This is a genomic window from Agromyces cucurbitae (assembly GCF_058349945.1).
The window spans coordinates 185,694-210,620 of record NZ_JBYRES010000001.1 but is presented as its reverse complement, the minus strand read 5'-3'; the positions used below and the strand labels follow the sequence as shown (position 1 = coordinate 210,620).

General features: G+C 69.1%; 19 protein-coding genes. 8 read left to right on the top strand and 11 right to left on the bottom strand.

Going from position 1 to position 24,927, the window contains the following annotated elements:
- Window positions 1-19: 19 nt before the first annotated feature.
- From gyrB to dnaA, 5 genes are all read right to left on the bottom strand, one after another.
- A complete protein-coding gene (gyrB, locus tag AC3RJ6_RS01060) occupies window positions 20-2,038 on the bottom strand; it encodes a DNA topoisomerase (ATP-hydrolyzing) subunit B (protein ID WP_491425004.1) in 2,019 nt (672 codons plus the stop codon).
- A 123-nt stretch (window positions 2,039-2,161) separates the two neighbouring features.
- The gene (locus AC3RJ6_RS01055; protein ID WP_491425003.1) at window positions 2,162-2,650 is read right to left on the bottom strand and encodes a DciA family protein; all 489 of its coding nucleotides are present in this window, start codon (window positions 2,648-2,650) and stop codon (window positions 2,162-2,164) included.
- Window positions 2,647-3,912 (bottom strand): DNA replication/repair protein RecF, encoded by a 1,266-nt coding sequence (gene recF / locus AC3RJ6_RS01050; RefSeq protein ID WP_491425002.1) that lies wholly within the window; start codon window positions 3,910-3,912, stop codon window positions 2,647-2,649. The genes AC3RJ6_RS01055 and recF overlap by 4 nt, the downstream gene beginning before the upstream one ends.
- Window positions 3,913-4,109: 197 nt before the next feature.
- A complete protein-coding gene (dnaN, locus tag AC3RJ6_RS01045) occupies window positions 4,110-5,264 on the bottom strand; it encodes a DNA polymerase III subunit beta (RefSeq protein ID WP_491425001.1) in 1,155 nt (384 codons plus the stop codon).
- 557 nt (window positions 5,265-5,821) lie between these two features.
- The gene (gene dnaA, locus AC3RJ6_RS01040) at window positions 5,822-7,243 is read right to left on the bottom strand and encodes a chromosomal replication initiator protein DnaA (RefSeq protein WP_491425000.1); all 1,422 of its coding nucleotides are present in this window, start codon (window positions 7,241-7,243) and stop codon (window positions 5,822-5,824) included.
- 439 nt (window positions 7,244-7,682) lie between these two features.
- Here dnaA and rpmH point away from each other — a divergent pair, with 439 nt between their 5' ends.
- The 8 genes from rpmH to AC3RJ6_RS01000 all read left to right on the top strand — a co-directional run bounded on the left by rpmH (window position 7,683) and on the right by AC3RJ6_RS01000 (window position 16,618).
- Window positions 7,683-7,820 carry a 50S ribosomal protein L34 gene (gene rpmH, locus AC3RJ6_RS01035; RefSeq protein WP_022889115.1) on the top strand — a complete coding sequence of 46 codons (138 nt, stop codon included), beginning with the start codon at window positions 7,683-7,685 and terminating at the stop codon, window positions 7,818-7,820.
- 7 nt (window positions 7,821-7,827) lie between these two features.
- Complete coding sequence (gene rnpA / locus AC3RJ6_RS01030) at window positions 7,828-8,205, top strand: ribonuclease P protein component (RefSeq protein ID WP_491424998.1); 378 nt, start codon at window positions 7,828-7,830, stop codon at window positions 8,203-8,205.
- On the top strand, window positions 8,198-8,644 hold the full coding sequence (gene yidD, locus AC3RJ6_RS01025) for a membrane protein insertion efficiency factor YidD (protein ID WP_491424997.1): 447 nt from the start codon (window positions 8,198-8,200) through the stop codon (window positions 8,642-8,644). The genes rnpA and yidD overlap by 8 nt, the downstream gene beginning before the upstream one ends.
- Before the next feature lie 9 nt (window positions 8,645-8,653).
- A complete protein-coding gene (gene yidC / locus AC3RJ6_RS01020) occupies window positions 8,654-9,619 on the top strand; it encodes a membrane protein insertase YidC (protein ID WP_491424996.1) in 966 nt (321 codons plus the stop codon).
- A gap of 4 nt (window positions 9,620-9,623) precedes the next feature.
- The gene (locus AC3RJ6_RS01015; protein ID WP_491424995.1) at window positions 9,624-10,121 is read left to right on the top strand and encodes a Jag family protein; all 498 of its coding nucleotides are present in this window, start codon (window positions 9,624-9,626) and stop codon (window positions 10,119-10,121) included.
- Window positions 10,122-10,152: 31 nt separating this feature from the next.
- Window positions 10,153-10,791 carry a 16S rRNA (guanine(527)-N(7))-methyltransferase RsmG gene (gene rsmG / locus AC3RJ6_RS01010; RefSeq protein WP_491424993.1) on the top strand — a complete coding sequence of 213 codons (639 nt, stop codon included), beginning with the start codon at window positions 10,153-10,155 and terminating at the stop codon, window positions 10,789-10,791.
- Window positions 10,792-14,762: 3,971 nt separating this feature from the next.
- On the top strand, window positions 14,763-15,635 hold the full coding sequence (locus AC3RJ6_RS01005) for a ParA family protein (protein WP_491426201.1): 873 nt from the start codon (window positions 14,763-14,765) through the stop codon (window positions 15,633-15,635).
- The gene (locus AC3RJ6_RS01000) at window positions 15,635-16,618 is read left to right on the top strand and encodes a ParB/RepB/Spo0J family partition protein (RefSeq protein ID WP_491424991.1); all 984 of its coding nucleotides are present in this window, start codon (window positions 15,635-15,637) and stop codon (window positions 16,616-16,618) included. Before AC3RJ6_RS01005 ends, AC3RJ6_RS01000 begins: the two co-directional genes overlap by 1 nt.
- A 90-nt stretch (window positions 16,619-16,708) precedes the next feature.
- Here AC3RJ6_RS01000 and AC3RJ6_RS00995 read toward each other — a convergent pair whose 3' ends face one another.
- The 6 genes from AC3RJ6_RS00995 to AC3RJ6_RS00970 form a co-directional block, all read right to left on the bottom strand.
- Entirely contained in the window at window positions 16,709-17,662 is a 954-nt protein-coding gene (locus AC3RJ6_RS00995; protein ID WP_491424990.1) for a D-alanine--D-alanine ligase family protein, read from the bottom strand.
- Window positions 17,663-17,714: 52 nt separating this feature from the next.
- Window positions 17,715-19,037 (bottom strand): aminotransferase-like domain-containing protein, encoded by a 1,323-nt coding sequence (locus tag AC3RJ6_RS00990; protein WP_491424989.1) that lies wholly within the window; start codon window positions 19,035-19,037, stop codon window positions 17,715-17,717.
- Window positions 19,038-19,211: 174 nt separating this feature from the next.
- Entirely contained in the window at window positions 19,212-19,535 is a 324-nt protein-coding gene (gene trxA, locus AC3RJ6_RS00985; RefSeq protein ID WP_491424987.1) for a thioredoxin, read from the bottom strand.
- A gap of 63 nt (window positions 19,536-19,598) precedes the next feature.
- Entirely contained in the window at window positions 19,599-20,573 is a 975-nt protein-coding gene (trxB, locus tag AC3RJ6_RS00980) for a thioredoxin-disulfide reductase (RefSeq protein ID WP_491424986.1), read from the bottom strand.
- A 156-nt stretch (window positions 20,574-20,729) separates the two neighbouring features.
- Entirely contained in the window at window positions 20,730-22,346 is a 1,617-nt protein-coding gene (gene murJ / locus AC3RJ6_RS00975) for a murein biosynthesis integral membrane protein MurJ (RefSeq protein WP_491424985.1), read from the bottom strand.
- Window positions 22,339-24,900, bottom strand: a complete 2,562-nt coding sequence (locus AC3RJ6_RS00970; protein ID WP_491424984.1) for a DUF6049 family protein — start codon at window positions 24,898-24,900, stop codon at window positions 22,339-22,341. The genes murJ and AC3RJ6_RS00970 overlap by 8 nt, the downstream gene beginning before the upstream one ends.
- Window positions 24,901-24,927: the final 27 nt, after the last annotated feature.

Genomic DNA, 24,927 nt, shown 5'->3' with positions numbered 1-24,927 from the left:
GGCGCCGGGTTCGATCACATCAGATGTCAAGGAAACGCACGTCCTTCGCGTTCTTCTGGATGAAGTTGCGGCGGCTCTCGACGTCTTCGCCCATCAGGGTCGAGAAGATCTCGTCGGCGGCGGCCGCGTCGTCCATGGTGACCTGCAGCAGCGTGCGGGTCTCGGGGTTCATCGTGGTCTCCCAGAGCTCCTGGTAGCTCATCTCGCCGAGGCCCTTGTACCGCTGGATGCCGTTGTCCTTCGGGATGCGCCATCCCTTCGCCTGCCCGTCGACGAGCAGCGCGTCGCGCTCGCGGTCGGAGTAGACGAACTGGTGCTCGGCGTTCGACCACTTGAGCCGGTACAGCGGCGGCTGTGCGAGGTACACGTAGCCGAGCTCGATGAGCGGGCGCATGTAGCGGAACAGCAGCGTGAGCAGCAGGGTCGTGATGTGCTGGCCGTCGACGTCGGCGTCGGCCATGAGCACGATCTTGTGGTACCTGGCCTTCTCGGTGTTGAAGTCCTCGCCGATGCCGGCGCCGAACGCCGTGATCATCGCCTGCACCTCGTTGTTCGCGAGGGCACGGTCGAGGCGGGCCTTCTCGACGTTGAGGATCTTGCCGCGCAGCGGCAGGATCGCCTGCGTCTCGGGGTTGCGACCCTGCACGGCGGAGCCGCCGGCCGAGTCGCCCTCGACGATGAAGATCTCGGAGATCGACGGATCCTTCGACGAGCAGTCCTTGAGCTTGCCGGGCATGCCGCCCGACTCGAGCAGGCCCTTGCGACGGGTCGCCTCCCGCGCCTTGCGCGCGGCGATGCGGGCGGTCGCCGCCTGGATCGCCTTGCGGATGATGTCGCGCGCCTGCGTGGGGTTGCGCTCGAACCAGTCGCCGAGCTGGTCGGCCGTGACCTTCTGCACGAACGACTTCGCCTCGGTGTTGCCGAGCTTCGTCTTGGTCTGGCCCTCGAACTGCGGCTCGGAGAGCTTGACCGAGATGACCGCCGTGAGGCCCTCGCGCACGTCGTCGCCGGAGAGGTTGTCGTCCTTCTCCTTGAGGATGCTCTTCTCACGGGCGTAGCGGTTCACGAGCGTCGTCAGTGCCGCGCGGAAGCCCTCTTCGTGGGTGCCGCCCTCGTGCGTGTTGATCGTGTTCGCGTACGTGTGCACCGACTCGGTGTACGCCGTCGTCCACTGCATCGCGACCTCGAGCGCGATGTTGCGCTCGGTGTCCTCCGCCTCGAAGGAGATGATCTCGTCGTTGACGAGTTCGGCCCGCTTCGACTTGTTGAGGTACTCGACGTAGTCGCTCAGGCCGCGCTCGTAGAGGAACGTGTCGGTGCGGGGACCCGACGACGCGGCATCCGCCTCGACCTCGGGCGTGTCGTCGGGGTCGACGACATCGTGGCCGGCGCGCAGGTCGGTCAGCGTGATGCGCAGGCCCTTGTTGAGGAACGCCATCTGCTGGAAGCGCGTGCGGAGTGTCTCGTACTCGTACTCGACGGTCTCGAAGATGTCGGGGCTCGCCCAGAAGGTGGTCGTCGTGCCCGTCTCGTCGCTCGCCTCGTCTTGCGAGAGCGGGGCCAGCGGCACGCCGATCTCGTACGCCTGCCGCCACACGTGCCCCTCGCGGCGCACCTCGACCTCGAACCGGGTCGACAGCGCGTTCACGACCGAGGCGCCGACGCCGTGCAGGCCGCCCGAGACGGCGTAGCCGCCGCCGCCGAACTTGCCGCCGGCGTGCAGCACGGTGTGCACGACCTCGACGGTCGACTTGCCCTCGGTCTTGTGGATGCCGACGGGGATGCCGCGGCCGTTGTCGACGACGCGCACCGCACCGTCGGCGAGGATCGTGACGTCGATCTGCGAGGCGTACCCCGCGAGCGCCTCGTCGACGGAGTTGTCGACGATCTCGTAGACGAGGTGGTGGAGCCCTCGGGGCCCGGTCGATCCGATGTACATGCCGGGCCGCTTGCGTACCGCTTCGAGGCCCTCGAGAACCTGGATCGCGTCTGCGCCGTATTCGGGCGCACTCTGGGCCTTCGTCGGTTCCGCTGTCATGGGTGAATCGGGCTCCAAACCGTCGTTCTGGCGACAGTCGATCCTATCAAACGGACCCTTGCGTCCGGCCGCCGACGGGCCCTCTCAGGGGATAACTCGGGTCGAGCGACCGTTTTCGTCTCGTCAGCCGTAGGTATCGCGAGGACCGCGCCCTGGAACCGATCTGGGACCCTTTTTCCAGGTGGGGGCGTCGGGCCCCTGAAAGCGGATGGTCTCGACGCCCGCCGCGGGGAACCTCGAGACGATCTCGGTCACGAGCTGCGTGCGCATGAGCCGCAGCTGGGTCGCCCAGGCGGTCGACTCGCACTTGACCTGCAGCACGCCGCCCTCGATCGCGATCGCCTCGGCGTGCCGCGCGGTCTCGTCGCCCACGATCTCGGCCCACGACGCGAGCACGTCGTGCTGCGACAGCGGGCCCGTCCAGCCGAGCTGCGAGCTCAGCCCGTCGAGCGTCGCGGCGAGCGGCTTCGGGTCGCGGCCGGGTGCGAAGGGCTGGCTGCCCGACTCGTCGCGCGTGCGCACCCTGACCCGGCCGGGCCGCACTCGCGGCTCGCCGCCGAAGACCTCGCGGAAGTGCCGGTAGACGCGCACGGACTCGGACACGTCGGTCATCGGTCGGACTCCTCCTCGTCGAGCTCGGTCGCGACGGGCGACGCGTCGTCGCGGTCGTCGTGGACGTCGTTGTCGACGTCGTTGTCGTTGTCGTTGTCGACGATGCGGCCCGCGTCGATGTGCACGATACGCGCCGTGAGCGGTGACGGCACGTCTTCGAGCACGGCCGCGGTGACGAGCACCTGCTCGAAACCGCCGATCGCCTGCGCCAGGCGTTCCCGGCGCAGGCGGTCGAGCTCGGCGAACACGTCGTCGAGCACGAGCACCGGATCACCCGTCGCCGAGTCGCGGCGCAGCAGCTCGGCCGAGGCGAGCCTGATCGCGAGGGCGAACGACCACGACTCGCCGTGGCTCGCGTACCCCTTCGCCGGCAGGCCGTTGAGCAGCAGCAGCACGTCGTCGCGGTGCGGGCCGACGAGCGTGATGCCGCGCTCGAGCTCTTTGCCGCGCAGCGCCCGCAGCGCGCCGGCGAAACGTTCGGCGGTGGTGCTCACTTCAGCGGGCCGAGCGGGCGTCGTCGCCGGTTCGGAACCCCCGCCCGCCCCGTCGCCGTCGACATCGGCGCCGTCGATCGACAGCACCGCACGCAGCTCGGGGCGGTGGTCGGCGTCGACGATCGATCGGTAGGCCGCGGCGACGGGTTCGCCCAGCTCGTCGACGAGCTCGAGCCGCTGGTCGATGAGCTCGGTGCCGAGCGCGACGAGCCGTTCGTCCCAGATGTCGAGGGTCGTGAGCTTGTCGGCCGCGAGTCCGCGGGCGCGAGCGCTCTTGAGCAGGGAGTTGCGCTGCTTGAGCACGCGGTCGTAGTCGGCCATGACACCGGCGAGGCGCGGCGATCGCTGCACGAGCAGTTCGTCGAGCATGCGGCGGCGCACCCCCGGCTCGCCGCGGACGATCGCGAGGTCTTCTGGCGCGAACAGCACGCTGTGCGCGTAGCGCGGCAGTTCGCGGGTCTTGACCGGCGACCGGTTGAGCTGCGCCCGGTTGGCGCCCTGACGGTTGAGCTGCAGCTCGACGAGCACGCGCCGGTCGCCGTGGGCGAGCTGCGCTCGCACGATCGCCGCGTCGGCGCCGGCCCGGATGAGCGCCTGGTCGCTCGAGACCCGGTGCGAACCGAGGGTCGCGAGGTAGCCGATCGACTCGACGAGGTTGGTCTTGCCCTGGCCGTTGCGACCGACGAGCACCGTCGCGCCGGGACCGAGCTCGAGCTCGGCTCTGGCGTAGTTGCGGTAGTCGGTCAGTGAGAGGCGTGCGACGTGCACGGGCACCACTCCTCTCGATCGACCACGACAACGCTACCCGCGGCCGCCGACACGACCACCCGCTGGTTGACGAGCGGCGACGCGGAGCGGCGACGCGCCTCGAAACCCGGCGAGCGACGTTCGGAGACCGGGATCACCAGGTTTCGAGACGCGTCCTCCGCCGTCGGGCGCTCCTCGACCAGCGGGCTGGCGCCGGCTCAGCGCAGCAGCAGGTTGGGCTGCAGCAGGTAGCGGTAGCTGTCGGAGCCGGCCTGCTCGCGCGACGTCTGGCTCGTGATGAGCACGGGGCCCGGCTTATTGGGGTTCTCGGTCTTCGTGAACGAGATGCGCACGAACTCGGAGTGCACGGCCCCGAGGCCGTCGAGCAGGAACTGGGGCTTGAGCGACACGACCGTGTCGTCGCCCGTGAGGATCGCGTCGATCGACTCGGATGCCTGCGCCTGCTCGGAGCCGATCGCCTCGAGCGTGAGCCCGTCGGCCGAGAAGCTGTACCGCAGCGCGGCCTCGCGCTCGAGCACGAGGGCGACACGACGGGTCGCCTCGATGAGGTCGGCCGTGTTCATGACGGCGTAGTTGTCGACCGTGTCGGGGAAGAGCCGACGCACGGGCGGGAAGTTGCCCTTGATGAGCAGCGACGTGACGGTCTTCTTGTCGGCGCTGAAGGCGATGAGCTCTCGATCGTCGCGACTCGTGATCGCGACGGAGATGTTGCCCGAGTGGCCGAACGTCTTGCCGACCTCCTGCAGGGTGCGCGCGGGGACCAGGGCGGTGACGGGCTCGCCGTCGCCGCTGACGACGGTACCGCCGTCCCAGTCGATCTCGCGCACGGCGACGCGGTACCGGTCGGTGGCGACGAGCCCGAGGCTGTTCTCGCGAACCTCGAGCTGCACGCCCGTGATGACGGGTGTGACGTCGTCGCGCGACGCCGCGACGGCGACCTGCGCGACGGCCGACGCGAACTCCTCGGCGGGGACGAGGCCGGACTGCTCGCCGATCTCGGGAATCGACGGGTACTCCTCGACCGGCATCGACAGCAGGGTGAAGCTCGCGGAGCCGCAGCTCACCGAGATGCGGCTCTCTTCGGTCGCGACGCGCACGGGCGCGTTCGGCAGGCGGCCGGCGATCTCGGCGAGGAGCCGGCCGGAGACGAGCACGGTGCCGGGCTCTTCGACGTCGGCCTGGATCTCGGTCTGCGAGGACACCTCGTAGTCGAAGGAGGAGAGCACGAGGCCGTCGGCGTTCGCCTGGATCAGCACGCCCGAGAGGATCGGCAGCGTGGTCCGCTGCGGCAGCAGCTTGACGGCGAAGGAAACGGCCTCACTGAAGACGTCGCGATTGACCTGGAACTTCACGGTTCTCCCGTCGTGGATGTCGCTTGGTGGCTCCCATGCTATCCGCAGAGCCGTTCGCGGCGACGGTGAATCGAGCGTGCTGACGCGAACGGGCGACCCCGTGCAGCGTTTCGAATCGACGCGCTCGGCCGCTCGTTCGACGCTCGCCGACGTCGAGGTTGTGGGAATCGACCCTTAATCAACTCTCTCTTAACGGTGTTAACCGTTGTGGAAACTGTGGATGGTGTTCGGAGACCCGCGGAACCATGCCGATCGAGGCGGTTCTCGTCTGTGCACACCGTGTGGAATCGTCGGCGGATGCCTCGAGCCGGCGTCGATCGCCGAACGGTGTTCTGCACAGGGCGCAGAACGGTGTCAACAGTCGCGTCGCGGTTGCTCGTTAACAATCCACAGGTTCTCCACAACTGTGGGAACCGTTCGGAGATGGGTCTGCAGCGGGTGTGCAGAGCTCACTCGAGCGGGTTGAGGAACGACGGAGGAGCGTCTCGAAACCCGGATGGCTGGAACGCGGTTTTCGAGACGGTCGCTGCGCTCCCTCCTCAACCCGCGCAGGCGACTCAGCGGTAGCGCGTCGTCTGCTTGATGCGTGCGGTCAGCTCGGTGACCTGGTTGTAGATCGAGCGGCGCTCCTTCATGAGCTCCGAGATCTTCTTGTTCGCGTACATCACGGTGGTGTGGTCGCGGTTGCCGAACAGCTGCCCGATCTTCGGCAGCGACAGGTTCGTCAGCTCGCGGCAGAGGTACATCGCGATCTGCCGAGCCGTCGCGACGGCCTGCGAGCGGCTCGAGCCGTAGAGGTCGTCGACCGTGAGCTTGAAGTACTCCGCCGTCGCCGTGATGATGTCGACCGGAGCCACGACGTTGTCCGAGTCATCCGTGATGAGGTCTTTCAGCACCGTCTGCACGAGCGGCATGTCGACCGGCGTGCGGTTGAGGCTCGCGAACGCGGTTACGCGGATGAGCGTGCCCTCGAGCTCGCGGATGTTCGACGAGACCTTCGACGCCATGTACTCGAGGATGTCGTCGGGAACCTGGAGCCGGTCGGACTGCGCCTTCTTGCGGAGGATCGCGATGCGGGTCTCGAGGTCGGGCGCCTGCACGTCGGTGATGAGGCCCCACTCGAACCGGCTGCGCATGCGGTCCTCGAAGCCCGTCAGGTGCTTCGGCGGCACGTCGCTCGTGATCACGACCTGCTTGTTGTGGTCGTGCAGCTGGTTGAAGGTGTGGAAGAACGCCTCCTGCGTCTCCGCCTTGCCCTGCAGGAACTGGATGTCGTCGATCAGCAGGATGTCGATGTTGCGGTACCGCTGCTGGAAGAGCGAGCCGCGGTTGTTCGCGATCGAGTTGATGAAGTCGTTGGTGAACTCCTCGGACGAGACGTACCGCACCCGGATACCCGGGTAGAGGCTCATCGCGTAGTGGCCGATGGCGTGCAGGAGGTGCGTCTTGCCGAGGCCCGAGTCGCCGTAGATGAAGAGGGGGTTGTAGGCCTTTGCCGGCGCCTCGGCCACGGCGACCGCGGCGGCGTGGGCGAACCGGTTCGACTGGCCGATGACGAAGCTGTCGAACGAGTACTTCGGGTTGAGCCGGGTGTCGCGCGGCGAGACCGGGCTCGTGTTCTCGAAGACCGACTGCGGCGACGCCGGCAGTTCGACGGGGTCGGGCTCGGTCGCGTAGCCGACCTGCTGCTCGGCGGCCGCGCGGACCTCTTCGAGCTCGGGGTTCACGACGACGTAGAAGGAGGTCACGGGCGACGGCGCCTCGACGGCGCTCATCGCCGACAGGAGGGAGACCCGCATGCGCTGGTTGAGCATGCTCGCGGTGAAGTCGTTCGGCACCTCGAGGTAGAAGGTGCCGGCTGCGATGCCCTTGGGTTCGACCAGGTTCAGGAAGCCCTGCAGCATCGGGGTGATCGCGTCGTCGTCAGACAGTCGATCGAGGATCGTCGCCCACGTCTCTGAGATGGGCTGTTCGGTCATCGTTCCCCGCAATCAAGTTCGGTAGCTCTCGTGTGCCGCTCATCGATCCCCCATCGACGAGCCGAGCGGCGCGAGGCGAGTGTTCACAACGTTCTCCACCGCCTGTGGGGAGATTCGGGAACTCGCCCGGGATTCCGCGCACGAAGCTGGGGATAACTGGTGTCAAACGCTATCCGAGGAAGCCGCCCCCGACAAATGCCGGAAGGAGGATTCGACAACGCGGGCGTGTCGTTCCACAGGAGGTATCGAGGTTCGGGCGATACTGTGGGGTTCGAATTGCGCCCTGGTTCGCGGCCCTCGGTTTGACCGCGGGCCGTCGAGGCCGTAGTTTTAATCAGTTGACCCCAGCCCTTTCGGGCACCCAGTTTTCCCGCCGCCGCGCTGCAGCACGTGTCGCAGCCACTTCCCGGCGAGGAGATCCGACAGCCGGAGAAGAAGAATGAGCAAGCGTACGTTCCAGCCGAACAACCGTCGTCGCGCCAAGAAGCACGGCTTCCGCCTTCGCATGCGCACCCGCGCGGGTCGTGCCATCCTGTCGGCACGCCGCGCCAAGGGTCGCACCGAGCTGTCCGCGTAATTCCTCGGTGCTCGCCAAAGCCAATCGCATCACGAGCGCCGACGACTACCGAGTCATCGTGCGCCGCGGTGCGAAGGTCGCCGGTGCCCACACCGTGAGCTACATGCGCTCACGGGAGTCGGGCACCGACGCGCGCTTCGGCTTCATCGTCTCGAAGAAGGTCGGCGGCGCCGTGCGCCGCAACCTCGTGCGCCGTCGCCTCAAGGCCGCGTGTTACGAGGTGCTCGGCGACGGCTTCGCGGGCACCGACGTCGTGGTCCGAGCGCTTCCCTCTGCGGCCGACGCCGATTGGGCGGCGCTCAGGGCGGACGTGGTCCGGGCCGTCGAGAAGCGCAGGGCGCGTACGGCGTCGACGAAACAGCAACAGGGCGGGTCGCATGCGTGACCTCGCCCTTTTCGTCGTACTCATCCCGCGCAACCTCGGGGTGCTGCTCATCCGCGGGTACCGCGCAGTGATCTCGCCGCTCTACGGCGACGTCTGCCGCTACTACCCCTCATGCTCGGCCTACGGCCTCGGGTCCGTGCAGCAGCGCGGGCTCCTCATCGGCTCGCTGCTCACCGCGTGGCGCATCCTGCGCTGCAACCCCTGGTCGCCCGGCGGCATCGACGACGTGCGAGCGGCCCGCCACGACCGGTACCGCGTGACCCGCTTCGGCTGGGTGCTCCCGGCCGCGTACGTCAGCACGGATGCCTCGGCACCCGCCCCTCACGTCCATGACGGGTCGCACGCCGGCCACGAGGCATCCTTCGAATTCACGGCGCAGCGGGTGCCGCCCGCCGCAGCCGTCATGATCTCCTCCCCCAGCCCGTCCCGAAAGGACTGACCGCCGCCCATGGATCTCATCAGCCTGGTTCTCTGGCCCATCAAGTGGGCCGTCGAGCTGATCCTCGTCGCCTTCCACTCCTTCTGGGACTTCCTCGGGATGGACCCGAACGCGGGCGTCACCTGGGTGCTCTCGATCGTCGGCCTCGTGCTCGTCGTCCGTGCCGCGCTCATCCCGATCTTCGTGCGCCAGATCAAGAGCCAGCGCCGCATGCTCGAGGTGGCGCCGCAGCTCAAGAAGATCCAGGACAAGTACAAGGGCAAGAAGGACCAGCTCTCGCGCGAGGCGATGTCGCGCGAGACCATGGAGCTCTACAAGAAGACGGGCACCAACCCGCTCTCGTCGTGCCTGCCGCTGCTGCTGCAGATGCCGATCTTCTTCGCCCTGTTCTCGGTGCTCAACGACGCGCAGCACGACAAGGCCGGCGTCGGCCTGCTCACGCAGGAGCTCGCGAACTCGTTCGCCAACTCCGAGTTCCTCGGTGCGCCCCTGAACTCGACGTTCATCCAGCAGTGGAACCTGATGATCGCGGGTGAGCCGTTCAGCGTCAACACGATGATCATCGCCCTCGCGATGATCGTGCTCATGACCGCCTCGCAGTTCATCACGCAGCTGCAGATCGTCTCGAAGAACATGTCGCCCGAGACCAAGGCGAGCCCCATGTTCCGTCAGCAGCGCATCCTCCTCTACCTGCTCCCCCTCGTGTTCGCGTTCTCGGGTGTCGCCTTCCCGCTCGGCGTCATGTTCTACTGGCTCGTCTCGAACTTCTGGACCATGGGCCAGCAGTTCGTGGTCATCCGCAACATGCCGACGCCCGGCAGCGAGGCGGCGAAGGCCCGCGAGGCGCGCCTCGCCAAGAAGGGCAAGCTCGTGGTCGAAGACCAGGGCGACGCGACGACGATCGTCGTCGAAGAGAAGAAGACGCAGCGCCAGCAGCCGATGAGCAAGTCGCGCGCGAAGAAGCAGGGAAAGTAGAACGATGACCGACGTGCAGCACGAGGCCGACCAGCGCTCGACCGCCCAGCTCGAAGAAGAGGGCGACATCGCAGCCGACTACATCGAGGAGCTGCTCGACATCACCGACCTCGATGGCGACATCGACATCGACGCGCGCAATGGCCGCGCGTACATCTCGGTGAACGCCGGTGAGGGTGCGAACCTGAGCCTGCTCTCGAAGCCCGAGACCGTGAGCGCCCTGCAGGAGCTGACCCGCCTCGCCGTGCAGACGAAGACCGGTGCGTTCTCGCGCCTCATCCTCGACATCGGCGGCTCGCGCGACGCGCGTCGCGATGAGCTCGCGACCCTCGTGTCGCGCGCGGTCGAACGCATCGAGGGCGGGGCCGCGGAGGCGGCGCTCCCCCCGATGTCGTCGTACGAGCGCAAGCTCGTGCACGACCTCGTCGCCGAGCAGGGCTTCCACTCGGAGTCGCGCGGCGAAGGCGCCGACCGGCACACCGTCATCACCCGCGTCGGCTGACACGACGCTGACCGACGTTTCACGTGAAACGATGACGATCGACGGACTCGAACCCGAACCGGCCGGCGCAGCTCAGCTCTTCGGCGCGCACCTGGAGAAGGGCCGCGCCTTCACGACTGCTCTTGCCGAGCACGGCGAAGAGCTGGGTCTGATCGGCCCGCTCGAACTCCCCCGCCTGTGGACGCGACACATCCTGAACAGTGCACTGGTGGCTCCGCTGCTGCGGCCCGGCAGGGCGGGCGACGTGGGCTCGGGTGCCGGCCTGCCGGGCCTCGTGCTTGCGATCATCCGGCCCGACGTGGACTTCGTGCTCATCGAGCCGATGGAACGACGCGTCGCCTGGCTCGAGCGCCAGGCTTCTGAACTCGAGCTCTCGAACGTCAGCGTGGTTCGCGCGCGCGCCGAGGAGTCGAAGCTCTTCGAATCACTGGATCAGGTCACCGCCCGCGCCGTGAGCGCGCTGCGCACCCTCATCCCCGTGACCGCTCCCCTGGTGCGGCCCGGTGGTGAGCTCGTGCTCATGAAGGGTGCGAGCGTCGAGGCCGAGATCGGCAAGGCCGAGAAGGTGATCCGCAAGTTCGGCCTGAGTGACGTCGAGGTGCTCGTGCTCGGCGAGGGCATCGTGCCCGAGTCGGAACTGACCCGCGTGTTCCGCGCGACGGTCGACTGACCCGTCGAATCTCGGTCACTCCGTACGCGGGGTGATGTCGCCCGATTGTCGATCAGGGTCGCGGATGGTCTCGTCGGTCGACCCGGCCGATCGGACCGATGGTGCGAGATGCGTTGCAGACGCATGAGTTCCGCGCCTGCAGTTGCGCCGTTGCGCCGAGCAATGTTTCACGTGAAACGGCCGCGCTCGGAGGACACCGGCTGAGGGACCGGCGACCGCGTCGTGTCTCGGAGAGGTCGGCGACCGCTGGCGGGAGTGTTGTTCTGCGTCGGCGACGGTGACGCGTGATCGACCGTGCTGTTTCGGAAGGAGCCCGCGGCAGTCGCCTGCGGGGCCGAGGGCTCTCGGTCGCGCCCTGCTGGGTCGGCCGTGGCCGGCGGGTGGGCCGCCGCAGGCACGTCGCTCGGCTCGAGGTCAGCCCTGGTCGACGTGGTGCGGCGGCGGTGTGGGCGTCGGCGCGGTTGCTGAACTCGGTGATGATGCCGTCGGTTCGGTGCGGACGTCGAGGCCGGTCGCATGGTCGATCTGGAGAGGTGGTGCACTCCCCCGCCACGGGCCATCATCGCGTCGGCCGGCTGGGCCGGCAGGCCGCGGCGTCAGGAGACACCCGTCGACGGGCGGGGTGTTCGTCATGGATGGCTGGATGAACGGAAGCGGTGCACGGTGTCGGATGAGTTGCGCCTCGCGCCGGCGGGACGAAAGTACCCGTCGTTCTCGGCGGTGGCCTGTTGCACTGCAGCCTCCGATCGCCGGTCAGGTACGGTCCTTGTTCCCATCAGCGGCTTGCACGTTCTGCATGGCGCACGTCGCGTCGACGGCTGTCGCCGGTCTCCGCGCCGGGCGACCCGGACCGGATCGGTCTCGAGGACGCTTCCCCACATGCTTGTGCGGCACCTCCTTCCGGGAATCCGCGCTGCCGCGAACGCTCGGTGATCATCCGAGGGGCCGACTCGGCGGTCGGGGCAGTGTGTTCTTCTGGTGCGGAGCGCTGTCAGCCAGACGCGATGCTCCCACGTGCGTCGGCGATCGGTAGCGTGGATGTGCCGGCAGACTTCACGTCGATGCGAACTCGTGTGATTCGGGCAGCATCTGCGCCGTGGCGCGAACAAGACGCGCTGCACGAGTCCAGCGATCGGTCACCGTCCCGCCGACGAGCTGCTGGATACGGGCGTCATGAGACAGACGGGCCGGCGTGGGACCGCACGACCCGGGCGCTGCTTGCGAGCGAGCCGTGGAACGTTCGAGATGACCGACGGGGTGATCGACCTGCCCCTCGGCGGAAGTCGCCGTCATCCAGGTGCATCCAGGTGACCAGCCCTCGCGCACGTGTTTCACGTGAAACACGTCGACCACCCCGGGATCGCTGAGAGCCGAGCGGAGCCGGCAGGGTCGAGGGTTCGGGCCGCCGCGCGTGGGTGCGAGATGACCGTGGAGTTGACGCAGCCGTCCGTTGGATCCGCGCGGGTAGAGCTCGGAGTGCGCGTGGGGCCGTAGTCGCCCTGCGTGCGACGTGCAGCGCGTCGATACGAGACGGCACCCGGACATCCCGTCGGATCGACGATGACGTGTGGCCGGCTATCAGAAGTCGACAGCCACACCGGATGAGCTGCCAGCCATCCCCCGTTGGGCGGACGATCGCGTTGTGTGCCGGGCCGCGGAGCGTGGAACGGCGATCGCGCCATGGGGCCTGCACTGCGCCTGGTGGAGGGGGCGAAGGGTGGCGCGGTGCACGTTCCTCGCGGGCGACCGTGGCTTGACTACGCGCAGGGAGCTCATCGCCGGCGTTTCCGCGGTGACTTCGAGCGCCGGGCGGCCGGTTCGGGCCCCGACTCATCGGCCTCGACTCGAACAGGCGTCGCTCGGATTTTGTGCGCGCGCGCGCCGCCGCGTGCGGATGCAGCTCGAGCGTTGGTCACTTCCTGCGTGCGACGGGCATCGGGTGTGTGTGGTCCGTGTAGCGGTTCGAGTGATCACCGTGCGAGCTGGCGCTCCGGGCGACCACCCGACACACGTCATCGACGTGCCGACGCGACGGTACCGGCCACGGCCCGTGTACTGCGAACGCTGGATCCACGCTGTCGATCCGATCGCCAGGTGCACCGTTGACGGGCAGAAGCGGGGAGTGAGGAACAGAACGCGGCCGGCCGATCTGCGATCACGCGGCCCGCGTTACCGGACACAGCTGCCTGAGGGGATCGGCTCGCTCTGGCAGCGGCGCGACCGAGTCTGTCACGCAGACGCCCCGCGCAGTCCCCCGCGGAACCACGCGACAAACGCACCTCCGTCACTCCCGAAGATCGGGCCGTTGGCGTTTCACGTGAAACGCCAAGGGCGGCGTAGCGAGATGCCACCGGCCCTCGTCGTGCGGGGCCAGGTCGGGGCACGCTCGCCATCTCCAGTTGCGGCGAGCTGGTCGACCGCGACGGATGTTTCACGTGAAACCCTCCGTACGCCGTCGAGTGCCGATCAGACTCGCCCAAGCTGACAGCCCCGCTGCCACCACGTCGCCACACCCCTGCGACTCGAGTGCCCGACGTGCGAAGCGGTCCACGACGCACATTCCACCGGAAGGGCGAGTGACCCGAGCAACCAGGCTCGAATGCGGCAACGTCGGAAGCGGAAAGCGCGCTTGGCCGAACACCTGGGAAAGGATGTCCTGAAGGTCGCCATCGTTTCGTTTCACGTGAAACACGTCGGAGCGGACCGCCGAGCTCGCCGGCGACGAGGCGGCTCCCCATCCCGCAGCCCGCGTGCCGGCAGCTGTTGACGTTCGTGTTTCACGTGAAACATGGCAGCCGCACGATCGAACCGGTCCGAGAACCCGATTCAAGCGGGCGCTCGTCGGCGCCGACGGTTAAGCTTGTCTCTCGGGTCGTGGTGCATTGTCACCCGACGGATGGCAGTGGTTGGGAGACGACGGTATGACGCCTGGTGGGGGACGAGGATGGTTCCATCGTCGACGCTCCCAGCAGAGCGAACCACAGGTCGAGGCGCCGGTCGAGGCGCCGGTTGAGCAGCAGCCCGAGGTGGCGACCGCGCCCGTCAGTTCCGATCCGAAGCCGACGCAGACTGCGGCCGGCGACGCACCGATCGGCGTGCCTGCGCCGCCGGTCACCGATCCGCCGATCGAAGCGAACGCCGCTGGGCTCGCCGCCACGCCATCGTCGGCCGGTGCCGCCGCGACGGGAGCATTCGACTGGGATGCCGCAACCGCAGCCGCGCTCACCGACGAGGCCGAACGCGTCGTCGCCCCTGTCCCGCACCCGCTCGAGGTCGACCACGGTCCCGATCGCCTGCTCGAAGACCTGATCCGCGAGATCGTCGGCGATGCTGCGGTCGACACGGCGACCGCACTGCAACCGGCGGTGAAGATCGATGATCGATCGGCCTCGGCCCCGGCCTCGGCCTCGGCCTCGGCCTCGGCCCCGGCCCCGGCCCCGGCCCCGGCCGCGCCCGCCCCGTCCGCGCCCGCCCCGCCCGCGCCCGCCCCGGCCGCGGAACGCGATTCGGAGGCGTCACCGGTCGCCTCCGTCGACCAGGCCGCACCGACGATCGCAGCACCGGAAGCGATCCCGACCTCGACCGAGTTCGAGCCGGCCACTCTCCCTGCGGCAGTGGATCTCCCCGCGTCCGCGGCGCCCGAAGCCGATGTGAGCGGTGCGCTCGACGCCTCGGCGACATCCGAAGGCATGCCCTCGGATTCCGGTGCGATTCCTCCGAGCGCCGCTGCTCAGCCGGCCGTACCGCAGCCCCCGCATGCACCCGAGGCGGTTCACGCACCCGAGGCGTCGCTGCCTCACGAGCCGTCGACTGCTGAATACGATGGGCCTGCGCCCTCGTCACCGCGGCCATCGACCGAGGCAACCGACACCGCCCGAGCATCCGTATCGGGCGTGGCCGAGCCCGCCTCGCAGACGAACACCACCCCCGATGTTTCACGTGAAACGTCGCTCGATCACGGAGGAACTCCCCTGGCTTACGAACTTGCCGACGAAACACGCCGGCGCATCGCGCTCGAGGAGGCCGTGCTGCCCAAGCCGGCGAAGACTCGCGTGCTGACGATCTCGAACCAGAAAGGCGGCGTCGGCAAGACCACCACTGCGGTCAACCTCGCCGCCGCGCTCGCCCGCTCCGGTGCTCGGGTGCTCGTCATCGACCTCGATCCCCAGGGCAACGCGTCGACGGCGCTCGGGGTCGACCATCGCTCCGAGCAGAAGAGCGTGTACGAGGTGCTCGTCTCCGACCTCGCGCTCGCGGAGGTCATCCAACCGTCGACCGAGCACGAGGCTCTCGACTGCGTGCCGGCGACCATCCACCTGGCGGGCGCCGAGATCGAACTCGTCTCGCTCGTCGCGCGCGAGCAGCGGCTGCGGCGGGCGCTCGACGCGCACCTTGCCTCGATGGACGAGCCGTACCACTACGTCTTCATCGACTGCCCGCCGTCACTCGGCCTCCTCACGATCAATGCGTTCGTCGCCGCCCGCGAGGTGCTCATCCCGATCCAGTGCGAGTACTACGCCCTCGAGGGCCTCTCGCAGCTGCTCAGCAACATCGAGCTCATCGAGAAGCACTTGAACCCCGAGCTGCGACTCTCGACGATCCTGCTCACGATGTACGACTCCCGCACGAACCTCGCGCAGCAGGTGGCGCAGGAGGTTCGCGAGCACTTCCCCGCCCAGACGCTCGACACGATCATTCCGCGATCCGTGCGTGTCTCTGAGGCACCCAGCTATGGACAGAGCGTGATCAGCTACGACTACGGGTCGAGCGGATCGCTGTCGTATCGAGAGGCAGCGGCCGAGATCGCCCGACGCGGCGCTGCGAAAGCCGAGGAGTCGAACTGATGGCAAGCAAGCGAACCGGACTCGGCCGAGGAATCGGCGCACTCATCCCCACGGTCGACGACTCCTCGCGAGCGAATCGACCCGTCGACGTCTTCTTCCCCGACGCGGACTCGACGCCGGCAACCGCGGTCGCGGCGGTCGAGCAGGCCGCGGCCGCCGAAGACCTCATCGCGGTGCCGGGCGCCCGACTCGCCCGACTCGACCCGAACGACATCGTGCCCAACGCGGTGCAGCCCCGCAGCGTCTTCGACCCCGAGGACCTCGCCGAGCTGGTGCACAGCGTGCGCGAGTTCGGTGTGCTGCAGCCGATCGTCGTACGCCCCCACCCCGACCAGGACGGCAAGTACGAACTCGTCATGGGTGAGCGTCGACTGCGGGCGACGAAGGCCGCCGGGCTCGACACCATTCCCGCCGTCATCAAGGACACGGCGAACGAGGACATGCTGCGCGATGCGCTGCTCGAGAACCTGCACCGGTCGCAGCTCAACCCGCTCGAAGAGGCATCCGCCTACCAGCAGCTGCTCGCCGACTTCGGCATCACGCAGGAGGAGCTCGCGAACCGAATCGGACGATCGCGACCCCAGATCTCGAACACCCTCCGTCTGCTCAAGCTGCCCGAGCCGGTGCAGGTTCGCGTCGCCGCGGGCGTGCTGAGCGCGGGTCACGCGCGCGCGATCCTCTCGGTCGGTGACAGCGAGGAGATGCAGCGATTCGCCGACAAGATCGTCAACGAGGAGCTCTCGGTGCGCGCGGCCGAGTCGATCGCCTCGAAGGAGCCGAAGTCGGCTGCTCGCACCAAGCCGTCGGCCGGCAAGCGGCAGGACTTCCTCGACGACCTGGCGACGCGAATGGGAGATCGCCTGAACACGCGCGTCAAGATCGCCCTCGGGGCGCGAAAAGGCCAGATCAGCATTGATTTCGCCACCGTTCAAGACCTTCGGCGCATCCTCACGGAGCTCGGCGAGGAACTCGAAGGCGTCTGATCGCGAATCGTCGGGAGAATCGCTCCTGACGAACTGAAATCACCCGATTTCGAGGGCCCGCTCGTTCGACGCGGGCCCTCGGTCGTCGGTCTACCGAGCGTGGGCAGCCAGCACGAGTCGGCTGTACAGCTCGGACGCCGTCGAACCCGACGCCTCGATCGCGAGCGGCACGAGCGACGTCTCGGTCAGCCCGGGCAGCACGTTCGCCTCGAGGAACCACGGCGTGCCCGAGGCATCCACGATGAAGTCGACCCTCGAGAGATCGCGCAGGCCGAGCGTCGAGTGCGCGGTGATCGCCGCGGCGGCTGCGGTCGCGAGTTCTGCGTCACCCAACCGCGACGGTGCGTAGAACGTGGTCTCCCCCGCGTTGTAGCGAGCGTCGAATCCGTAGACGCCCGCGGTCGGCTCGATCTCGACGGCGGGAAGCGTGCTCGGGCCGTCGCCGGCGTCGACGACGGTGACCGCGATCTCGGTGCCGATGATGCGACGTTCGACGACGGCGACATCGTCGTACGTGAACGCCTCGACCATCGCCCGGGCGAGTCCGTCGGCATGGTCCACGATCGAGACGCCCTGGGCCGATCCACCGGACGCGGGCTTCACGACGAGATCTCCCTCGAGCTTCTCGCGCACGACCTTCAGCACGCTGGCCGCCCCGAGCTCGCGGAACGCCTCGTGCGAGAGCACGATCGACTCGGGTACCGCGAGGCCGGCGTCGGCGACGAGGGAACTCGCGATCGGCTTCGACCAGGCGCGACGTGCCGCCGCGCCGCTCGAGCCGACGGTCGGAACCCCGATCGCGGCGAGCAACTCGAGCAGCGAACCGTCTTCGCCGCTCGACCCATGCAGAGCCGGGAATACGACATCGGGTCGCTCGGCGGCGAGGTGGGGAAGCAGCCCGGCGTCGGGGTCGCGCAGCACCACACGGTGGCCTGCCGCCGTGAGCGCGTCGGCGACTCGGCGACCCGAGCGCAGCGAGACGTCGCGCTCGTGCGAGATGCCGCCCGCGAGGACGACGACGTTCAGACCGGCGAATTCGCTCATGATCGGGTATTTCTCCAGTGCTCGAGCCGACAGGCGGTGGATGCTTGCTGAACTACTTGAGGTCGGAGGGCGGCGCCTGCTCGACGCCGGGGGTCGGCGGCAGCTGCAGGGTGCCGGTGCCGGCGAACGTGTCGAGCAGGTCGAGCTCGCCGTTGACGACGGTCGCGAGACGGCGGATGCCGAGGCGGATCGCGTCGGGGGTCGGGTAGCAGAACGAGAGCCGCATCGCGTGCCGGCCTCGGCCGTCGGCGAAGAATGCCGTTCCGGGCGTATACGCGACCAGTTCCTTCACGGCGCGCGGCAGCATCTGCTTCGAGTCGAGCATGTCGGGCATCGTGACCCAGACGTAGAACCCGCCGTTCGGGTTCGTCCACGACAGTTGCGGAAGGTACTCCCCCAGCGCCTCGATCATCGCGTCTTTGCGTTCGCGGTAGACGCCGCGGAACGTGTCGATCTGCGCGCGCCAGTCGGCCGTGGCCAGGTACTCGGAGACGACGAGCTGGCTGAACGACGACGGCGAGAGCACTGCCGACTCGGCGGCGAGGATGAGCTTCTCGCGGATCGCGTGCGGAGCGAGTGCCCAGCCGACGCGGAAGCCCGGCGCGAGCGTCTTGGAGAACGAACCCAGGTAGATGACGCCGTCGGGATCGAGCGATCGCAGCGCGTTCGGTGCCGGCTCGTCGAAGTGGAGCAGCCCGTAGGGGTTGTCCTCGAGGATGAGGATCTCGTTCGCGCGGCAGATCTCGAGGATCTCGGGACGGCGCGACGCAGAGAGCGTGACGCCGGCGGGGTTGTGGAAGTTCGGGATCGTGTACAGGAACTTGATGCGCCGGCCCTGCCCGCGCAGGTGCGCGATCGTCTGGCGCAGCGCCTCGGGGATGAGGCCGTGCTCATCCATCGCGACGTGCACGACCGACGCCTGGTACGAGCGGAACACGCCCATCGCCCCGACGTACGACGGGGCCTCGGCGAGCACGACGTCGCCGGGGTCGAGGAACAGCTTCGCGACGAAGTCGAGCGCCTGCTGCGAGCCGGTCGAGGTGACCACGTCGTCGACGGTTGCCCCGATGCCCTCGAGCGCCATGACGTCGAGGATCTGCTCGCGGAGCGCGGGGATGCCTGCGCCCCCGCCGTACTGCAGGGCGACGGGGCCCTGCTCGCGCATGACCTTCTCCATCGACGTGGTGATGAGGTCTTGCGGCAGGGCCGAGACGAACGGCATGCCGCCGGCGAGCGACACGACCTCGGGCCGGGAGGCGACGGCGAAGAGGGCTCGGACTTCTGAGGCGGCGAACCCGGCGGCTCGCTCGGCGTAGTTCGCGTACCAGGGGTCGAGATTGTTGCCGGTCCGCTGGGGGACGCCGTCAGAGGTCACTGCGATATCCGTTCTGCTCGGGAGTTCAATGCTAGTTGCCGGTGAACCGGCGTCATGACGGGGGCCGGAAGTGTGACGCGGCCGGGCGGGCGCGCGCCACGAGACATCCCCGAGGCGACGAAAAACCCGCCCGGCTGGGAGCCGGACGGGTCTTGCGAACGAGGCGACCGCCGACTACGAGATGTAGGCGGCGAGGTCGGCCTCGAGGGCGGGCTTGGGCTTGGCGCCCACGAAGCTCTGCACGACCTCTCCGCCCTTGAACACCTTGAACGCGGGGATCGCGGTGATCTGGTACTTCATGGCGAGGCTCGGGTGCTCGTCGACGTTGAGCTTGACGATGTCGATCTTGTCGGCGTGCTCGGTGGCGATCTGGTCGAGGATCGGGCTCACCGCGCGGCACGGTCCGCACCACTCGGCCCAGAAGTCGACGATCACCGGCTTGTCGTTCTTGAGGACCTCCTGCTCGAAGGTGTCCTCGGTCACAGCGCGTGCGCTCATTGCGTTCTCCTTGGTTGAAACGTCGTGAAACCGGATGATCCGGTGTCGCTGGAATGCCTCGTGTCAGTCGACGACGGCGAACTCGCTCTCGAGCACGGCCTCGGCCGCGTTCTCGTTGCCGATCGAGGCGAGGTAGTGCTCGGCGTCGAGCGCGGCGGCCGCACCCGAACCGGCGGCGGTGATCGCCTGGCGGTAGTGCGGGTCGATGACGTCGCCGGCGGCGAACACGCCCTCGATGCTGGTCTTGGAGCTGCGTCCGGCGACCGCGACGGTGCCCTCGGGGGTCAGGTCGAGCTTGCCGTGCACGAGGTGCGTGCGGGGGTCGTTGCCGATCGCGACGAACAGGCCGTCGAGCGGAAGGTCGCGCTCCGCGCCGGTCTCGGTGTCGCGCAGGGTCACACCGGTCACGGCGGTTTCACCGAGCAGGCGGGCGACCTCGGCGTTCCAGACGAACTCGATCTTCTCGTTGTCGAAGGCGCGCTGCTGCATGATCTTCGACGCCTTGAGCGAATCGCGGCGGTGGATCACGTAGACCTTGTCGGCGAAGCGGGTGAGGAACGTCGCCTCCTCCATGGCCGAGTCGCCGCCGCCGACGACCGCGATCGTCTTCTGGCGGAAGAAGAAGCCGTCGCACGTCGCGCACCACGACAGGCCGTGGCCGGAGAGCACGTCTTCTTCGGGCAGGCCGAGCTTGCGGTACGCCGAGCCCGTGGCGTAGATGATCGTGCGCGCCTCTTCGACGCCGCCGTTGCCGAGCTTGACGCGCTTGACGGGCCCTTCGAGCTCGAGCTCGACGACGTCGTCGTACACGACCTCGGTGCCGAAGCGCTCGGCCTGCTGCTGGAACGCCGTCATCAGGTCGGGGCCCATGATGCCCTCGGGGAAGCCCGGGTAGTTCTCGACCTCGGTCGTGTTCATGAGCTCGCCGCCGATCTCGACGGAGCTCGCGATGAGCAGGGGTTTCAGCTGCGCGCGGGCCGCGTAGATCGCGGCGGTGAACCCGGCCGGGCCCGAACCGATGATGATGATGTCGCGCAACGGGTGCTCCCTCTCGTGCAAGTGGCATCCGAGGCATCCGGATGTCACGCCATGGTCAACACAGTCTAGGCGGCGGGTATTCCGCCGGCCTGTTCGCACCGCCTTCATGACGGGATGCCGCGGAGCGTCGCTCGGCGTCGCGGAAGCGGGGGCCGCTCAGCGGCGGCGGAGGCGGGCGAGGGCCGGCTCCGCGAACCCGCGGAACTCGGGCGAGCGCAGGAGCCAGAGGCCGCCGAAGTAGAGTGCGGACATCACGACGCCGATGACGACCATCGAGACGATCGCACCGAGCCGTCCGGAGACGGCGAAACCGCCTTCGGTGGTTCCGCCGAGTGCGACGAGCAGCGCGAGGCCCGCGATGACCGGGAGGACGAGTGCGAGCAGCGAGCGCAGGAGCGCCACGCCGATGCGCCGGCCGTCGAGGCGCGACAGCCGACGGCGCAGCAGCAGCGTCGCCAGGGTGAACTGCGCGATGACCGCCACCGTGGTCGCGAGCGCGACGCCGACGCCGATCCAGGCGAGCGGCAGGGCGAGGCAGGCGAACGCGGCGATCGTGAACACGACCACCTGGAACAGCGTGAAGAAGAAGGGGGTCTTGGTGTCGTTGAGCGCGTAGAACGTGCGCTGCACGACGAACAGCAGGCTGAAGGGCACGAGCCCGAGGGCGAAGGCGATGAGGATGTTGCCGATCGCGGATGCCGCGGCGAGGCCGGTCTGGAACACCGCGCCGAACGGGTAGGCGACGACCATGAGCCCCGCCGCCGCGAGCATGAGGATGACCAGGACGCCGCGGATCGCGCTCGAGAGGTCGGAGCGCACCTCGCCGAGGTCGTCGCGCGCGGCGTGCTCGCTCATGCGCGTGAAGTAGGCGGTCGCGATCGAGACCGTGATGACCGAGTGCGGCAGCATGAACACGAGCCACGCGGTGTCGACGGCCGCGACCGAGGCGCCGTAGCCCGACGCGATGGAGAGCACCCGGGACTGCACGATGCCGGCGAACGTCGTGAGCAGGAGCATGCCGAAGGTCCAGCCGGCGAGCTTGCCCGCGGTGCGGAGGCCCGCGCCGCGCCAGGCGAAGTCGGGGCGGAAGCGCAGGCCGACCCGACGCCAGAACCAGAACAGCACGAGCGCCTGCACGGCGATGCCGAGGGTCGCCGACCCGGCCAGGAGGGCGACCATGCCGCCGGTCCAGTCGGCGACCTCGCGCTGTCCGTCGGGGTCGAAGCCGAACACGAGCCCGAAGACGAGGAGGCCGGCGATGGCGACGATGTTGTTCAGCACCGGGACCCAGGTGAACGGGCCGAAGCTGCGCCGTGCGTTCAGCACCTCGCCCAGCAGCGTGTAGAGGCCGTAGAAGAAGATCTGCGGCATGCACCACCAGGCGAAGGCGATCGCGAGGGGCAGCATCGTCTCGTTGGTGCCGGCGTAGAGCGTGGTGAGCAGCGGGGCGAGTGCCGTCGCGACGATCGTGGCGCCGAGCAGGATCACCATGGCCAGGGTGAGGAGCTTGTTGATGTAGCCGCTGCCCCCGTCGGCGTGCGCCGAGGCCCGGACGATCTGCGGCACGAGCACCGCACTCAGCACACCGCCCGCGACGATCACGTAGACGGTGTTCGGCAGTCCGTTGGCGACGGCGAACGCGTCGGCGCTGACGGAGCCGACGACGCCGATCGTGCCCGCGAGCACGATCGCCTTGACGAATCCGAGGATGCGCGAGACGAGCGTTCCCGAGGCGAGGAAGAGACTCGCGCGGCCGATTCGGTCGTCAGTCACGCTTCGGGTCCTCCTGGTCGGGGGTGGGGTCGGGGTCGGCATGCTCCGACGGGTCGGGCTCGTCGTCGTTCGTGGCGGTATCGGCCGGGGCATCCGTGCCGTCGCCGGCCACCGGCGCGTCGTCGATAACCGGCTCGACCGGTGTCGGCGCCACTGCCGCGTCAGCCGCCTCCGCGGCCCGCTGCTTGCGGCGACGCCGGATGTTGCGCCAGATGCCGAAGCCGAAGAAGAGCACGACCGCGGTGGCGAGGATGACGGCGCCGAGACCCTCCCAGTCGGCCTGCACGTTGCCGCTGATGAAGACCGTGCGTCCGATCGCGACGCCGGTGGGCGAGGCGAGCGAGATCGCGATCGTCACCTCGCCGCGGCCGACGCCGGCCGCGATCGGCACGTTGACCGTGCTGCGCGACTCGGCGGGGATCGTCTCGGTGACGCTCTCCTCGACGACCAGGCGGCCGTTCGAGGGATCGGCCGACACGACGACGGTGACCGGATACGGCAGGGCGTTCAGCACCGTGATCGGCAGCGGCGTCTCGCGCGCGAAGATGTTGACGCTCGACGAGGGCACCACCGAGACGCCCGCGAGCGTCGCCCGACGGTCGGCGAGCCATTGCGCGGCGGCGGCGTCCCACGCCGTGGGATCGGCCAGCCACGCGACGTCGAGCAGGGCCAGCAGGTCGCGACGCACGGGGCCGGTGAGCAGGCGCGGGTCGTCGAGCACGGTTGCGAACTCGCCGGTCTCGGCCTCGAGATCGAGCATGCGCTGGGTCGTCGCCACGCGCTGCGCATCCTCGGGCTCGTCGACGAGCACGCGCGCGACCGGCGGTGCGCCGATCGCACCCGCCAGGCCCGTCGGCTGCACGGCGGGGTCCCTGGTGAGCTGGTCGAGCGTCGCCGCGATGCGGACCGAGTGCTCGCCCGCGTCGCGATCGAACGTCGCGAGCAGCGCCGGCTGACCGGTCGACGGTGCGATGGCGAACTCCGCGAGCAGGTTGCCCGTCGCCGAGCGCCACTCGGTCTCGCTCTCGGCCTCCGACGCCTCGCGCAGCGGGGCGTTGAGCCGCCCATCGGCGACGAGGGCGGTCGAACCGTCGATCGAGGCGGTCGCCGAGACCCGGGTCGCTGCCGGTGCGACGTTGCCCGGGGCGAGGATGGCCGTCGTGAGTCCTGCGGCGTCGAGGTGCTCGAGGTCGCCGGCTGCGACGGTGTCGTCAGCCGGCCAGGCGAGGTCGTTGCGGGTGTACGGCCAGGCGAGCAGTGCCTCGGTCGTCGGGAGCTCACCGGGGGCCGGGGCGGTCTCGGTGGGCGTGGGGCTGGGCGACTCGGCGGGCGTGGGGCTGGGCGACTCGGCGGGCGTCTCGGTCGCACCGGGCGTCGGTGCGACCGTGGCGGGCACCGTGGCGTCGGTCGACGGGGTCGGCTCGTCGACCGGCGCCTGGCCGTCGCCGCCGTCGCTGCCGCCGCCGCTGCCGTCGCCCTCGCTGCCGTCGCCGCCGGGTTCCGGCGCGACCGGTGTCGCGAAGTCGGCCGGGTCGAGCACATCGCTGAAGCTGGTCGGCTCCAGCATCGTCGTCAGACCCAGCTGCGCCTGCAGCGCGACGTCGGCGTCGGCATACGCGAGCGGGAATATCTCGTTGGTGACGGCGCCGAGCCGCTCCAGCCAGGCCGTCGCCGACTCGGGTGCTGAACTGCCGAGCGCACGGATCGAGGCGATGATGCGGGGGTCGATGCCGATCGCGACCGGCTTGTCGGCGACCGCGTCGAGCTGGCGGTCGAGGAGGCCGAGCGGCGCCGTCCACTCCTCGAGCGTCGCGGCGTCGATCATGCCAGTGGTCTGCTCGGGCACCGTGAGCGGATAGATGAACGAGACGGTCGTCTTCGGCCCGGCGGTGCCGGCGGGAGTCGCGAAGGCGTCGGAACCCGTCGCGACCGTCGAGCCGTCGACGACGAGCGAGACACCCAGCCCGATGACCGGTGCGCCGAGGTCGCCGAGCGCGCTCGAGGGCACCGTGAACGAGACCATCGACGACGCGCCGGCCGCCGTCGCGCGCGACTCGGTCGAGCCGAGCTGCACCGAGCCGGCCTGAGCCTCGCCCGTGCCGAGCCAGGCGTCGAGCTCGTCGGCGTCGTCGATCGGCGCCTCGGCGCGGGTCAGCACGACCGTGCCGCGCGCCAGCTCCTCGGCGGTCGCGTTGTCGATCTCGACCTGCACGGTCAGGGGTGCGCGCGGATCGATCGTCGTCGACGTCGCTGGCGCGATGTGCAGCCGGACGCCTGCTTCGTCGGCCGAGGCGACCTGTGCGGCGACGCCCGCGCCCGCCGAGCTGGTCTCGGCCTGCCCCGCGACCGAGGACCCGGTCGCCGAGGAGGCTGCGCCTGAGGCGGCGAGGGCACCGAACGGCGCCGCGACGGCCGCGATGGCCGCGGCCGCGATGCAGATCGCCGCGCCGCGCCGCTTCGAGATGGGGTTGCCGCTCTCGGGCATCGCAGCCCCCGCCGATTCGCGGGAATGCCGATCGCCGCGCGCGCGCGCAGGGGTCGAGTCGGCTGCCATGCAGGCGATTCTACGGGTCGGGCGCCG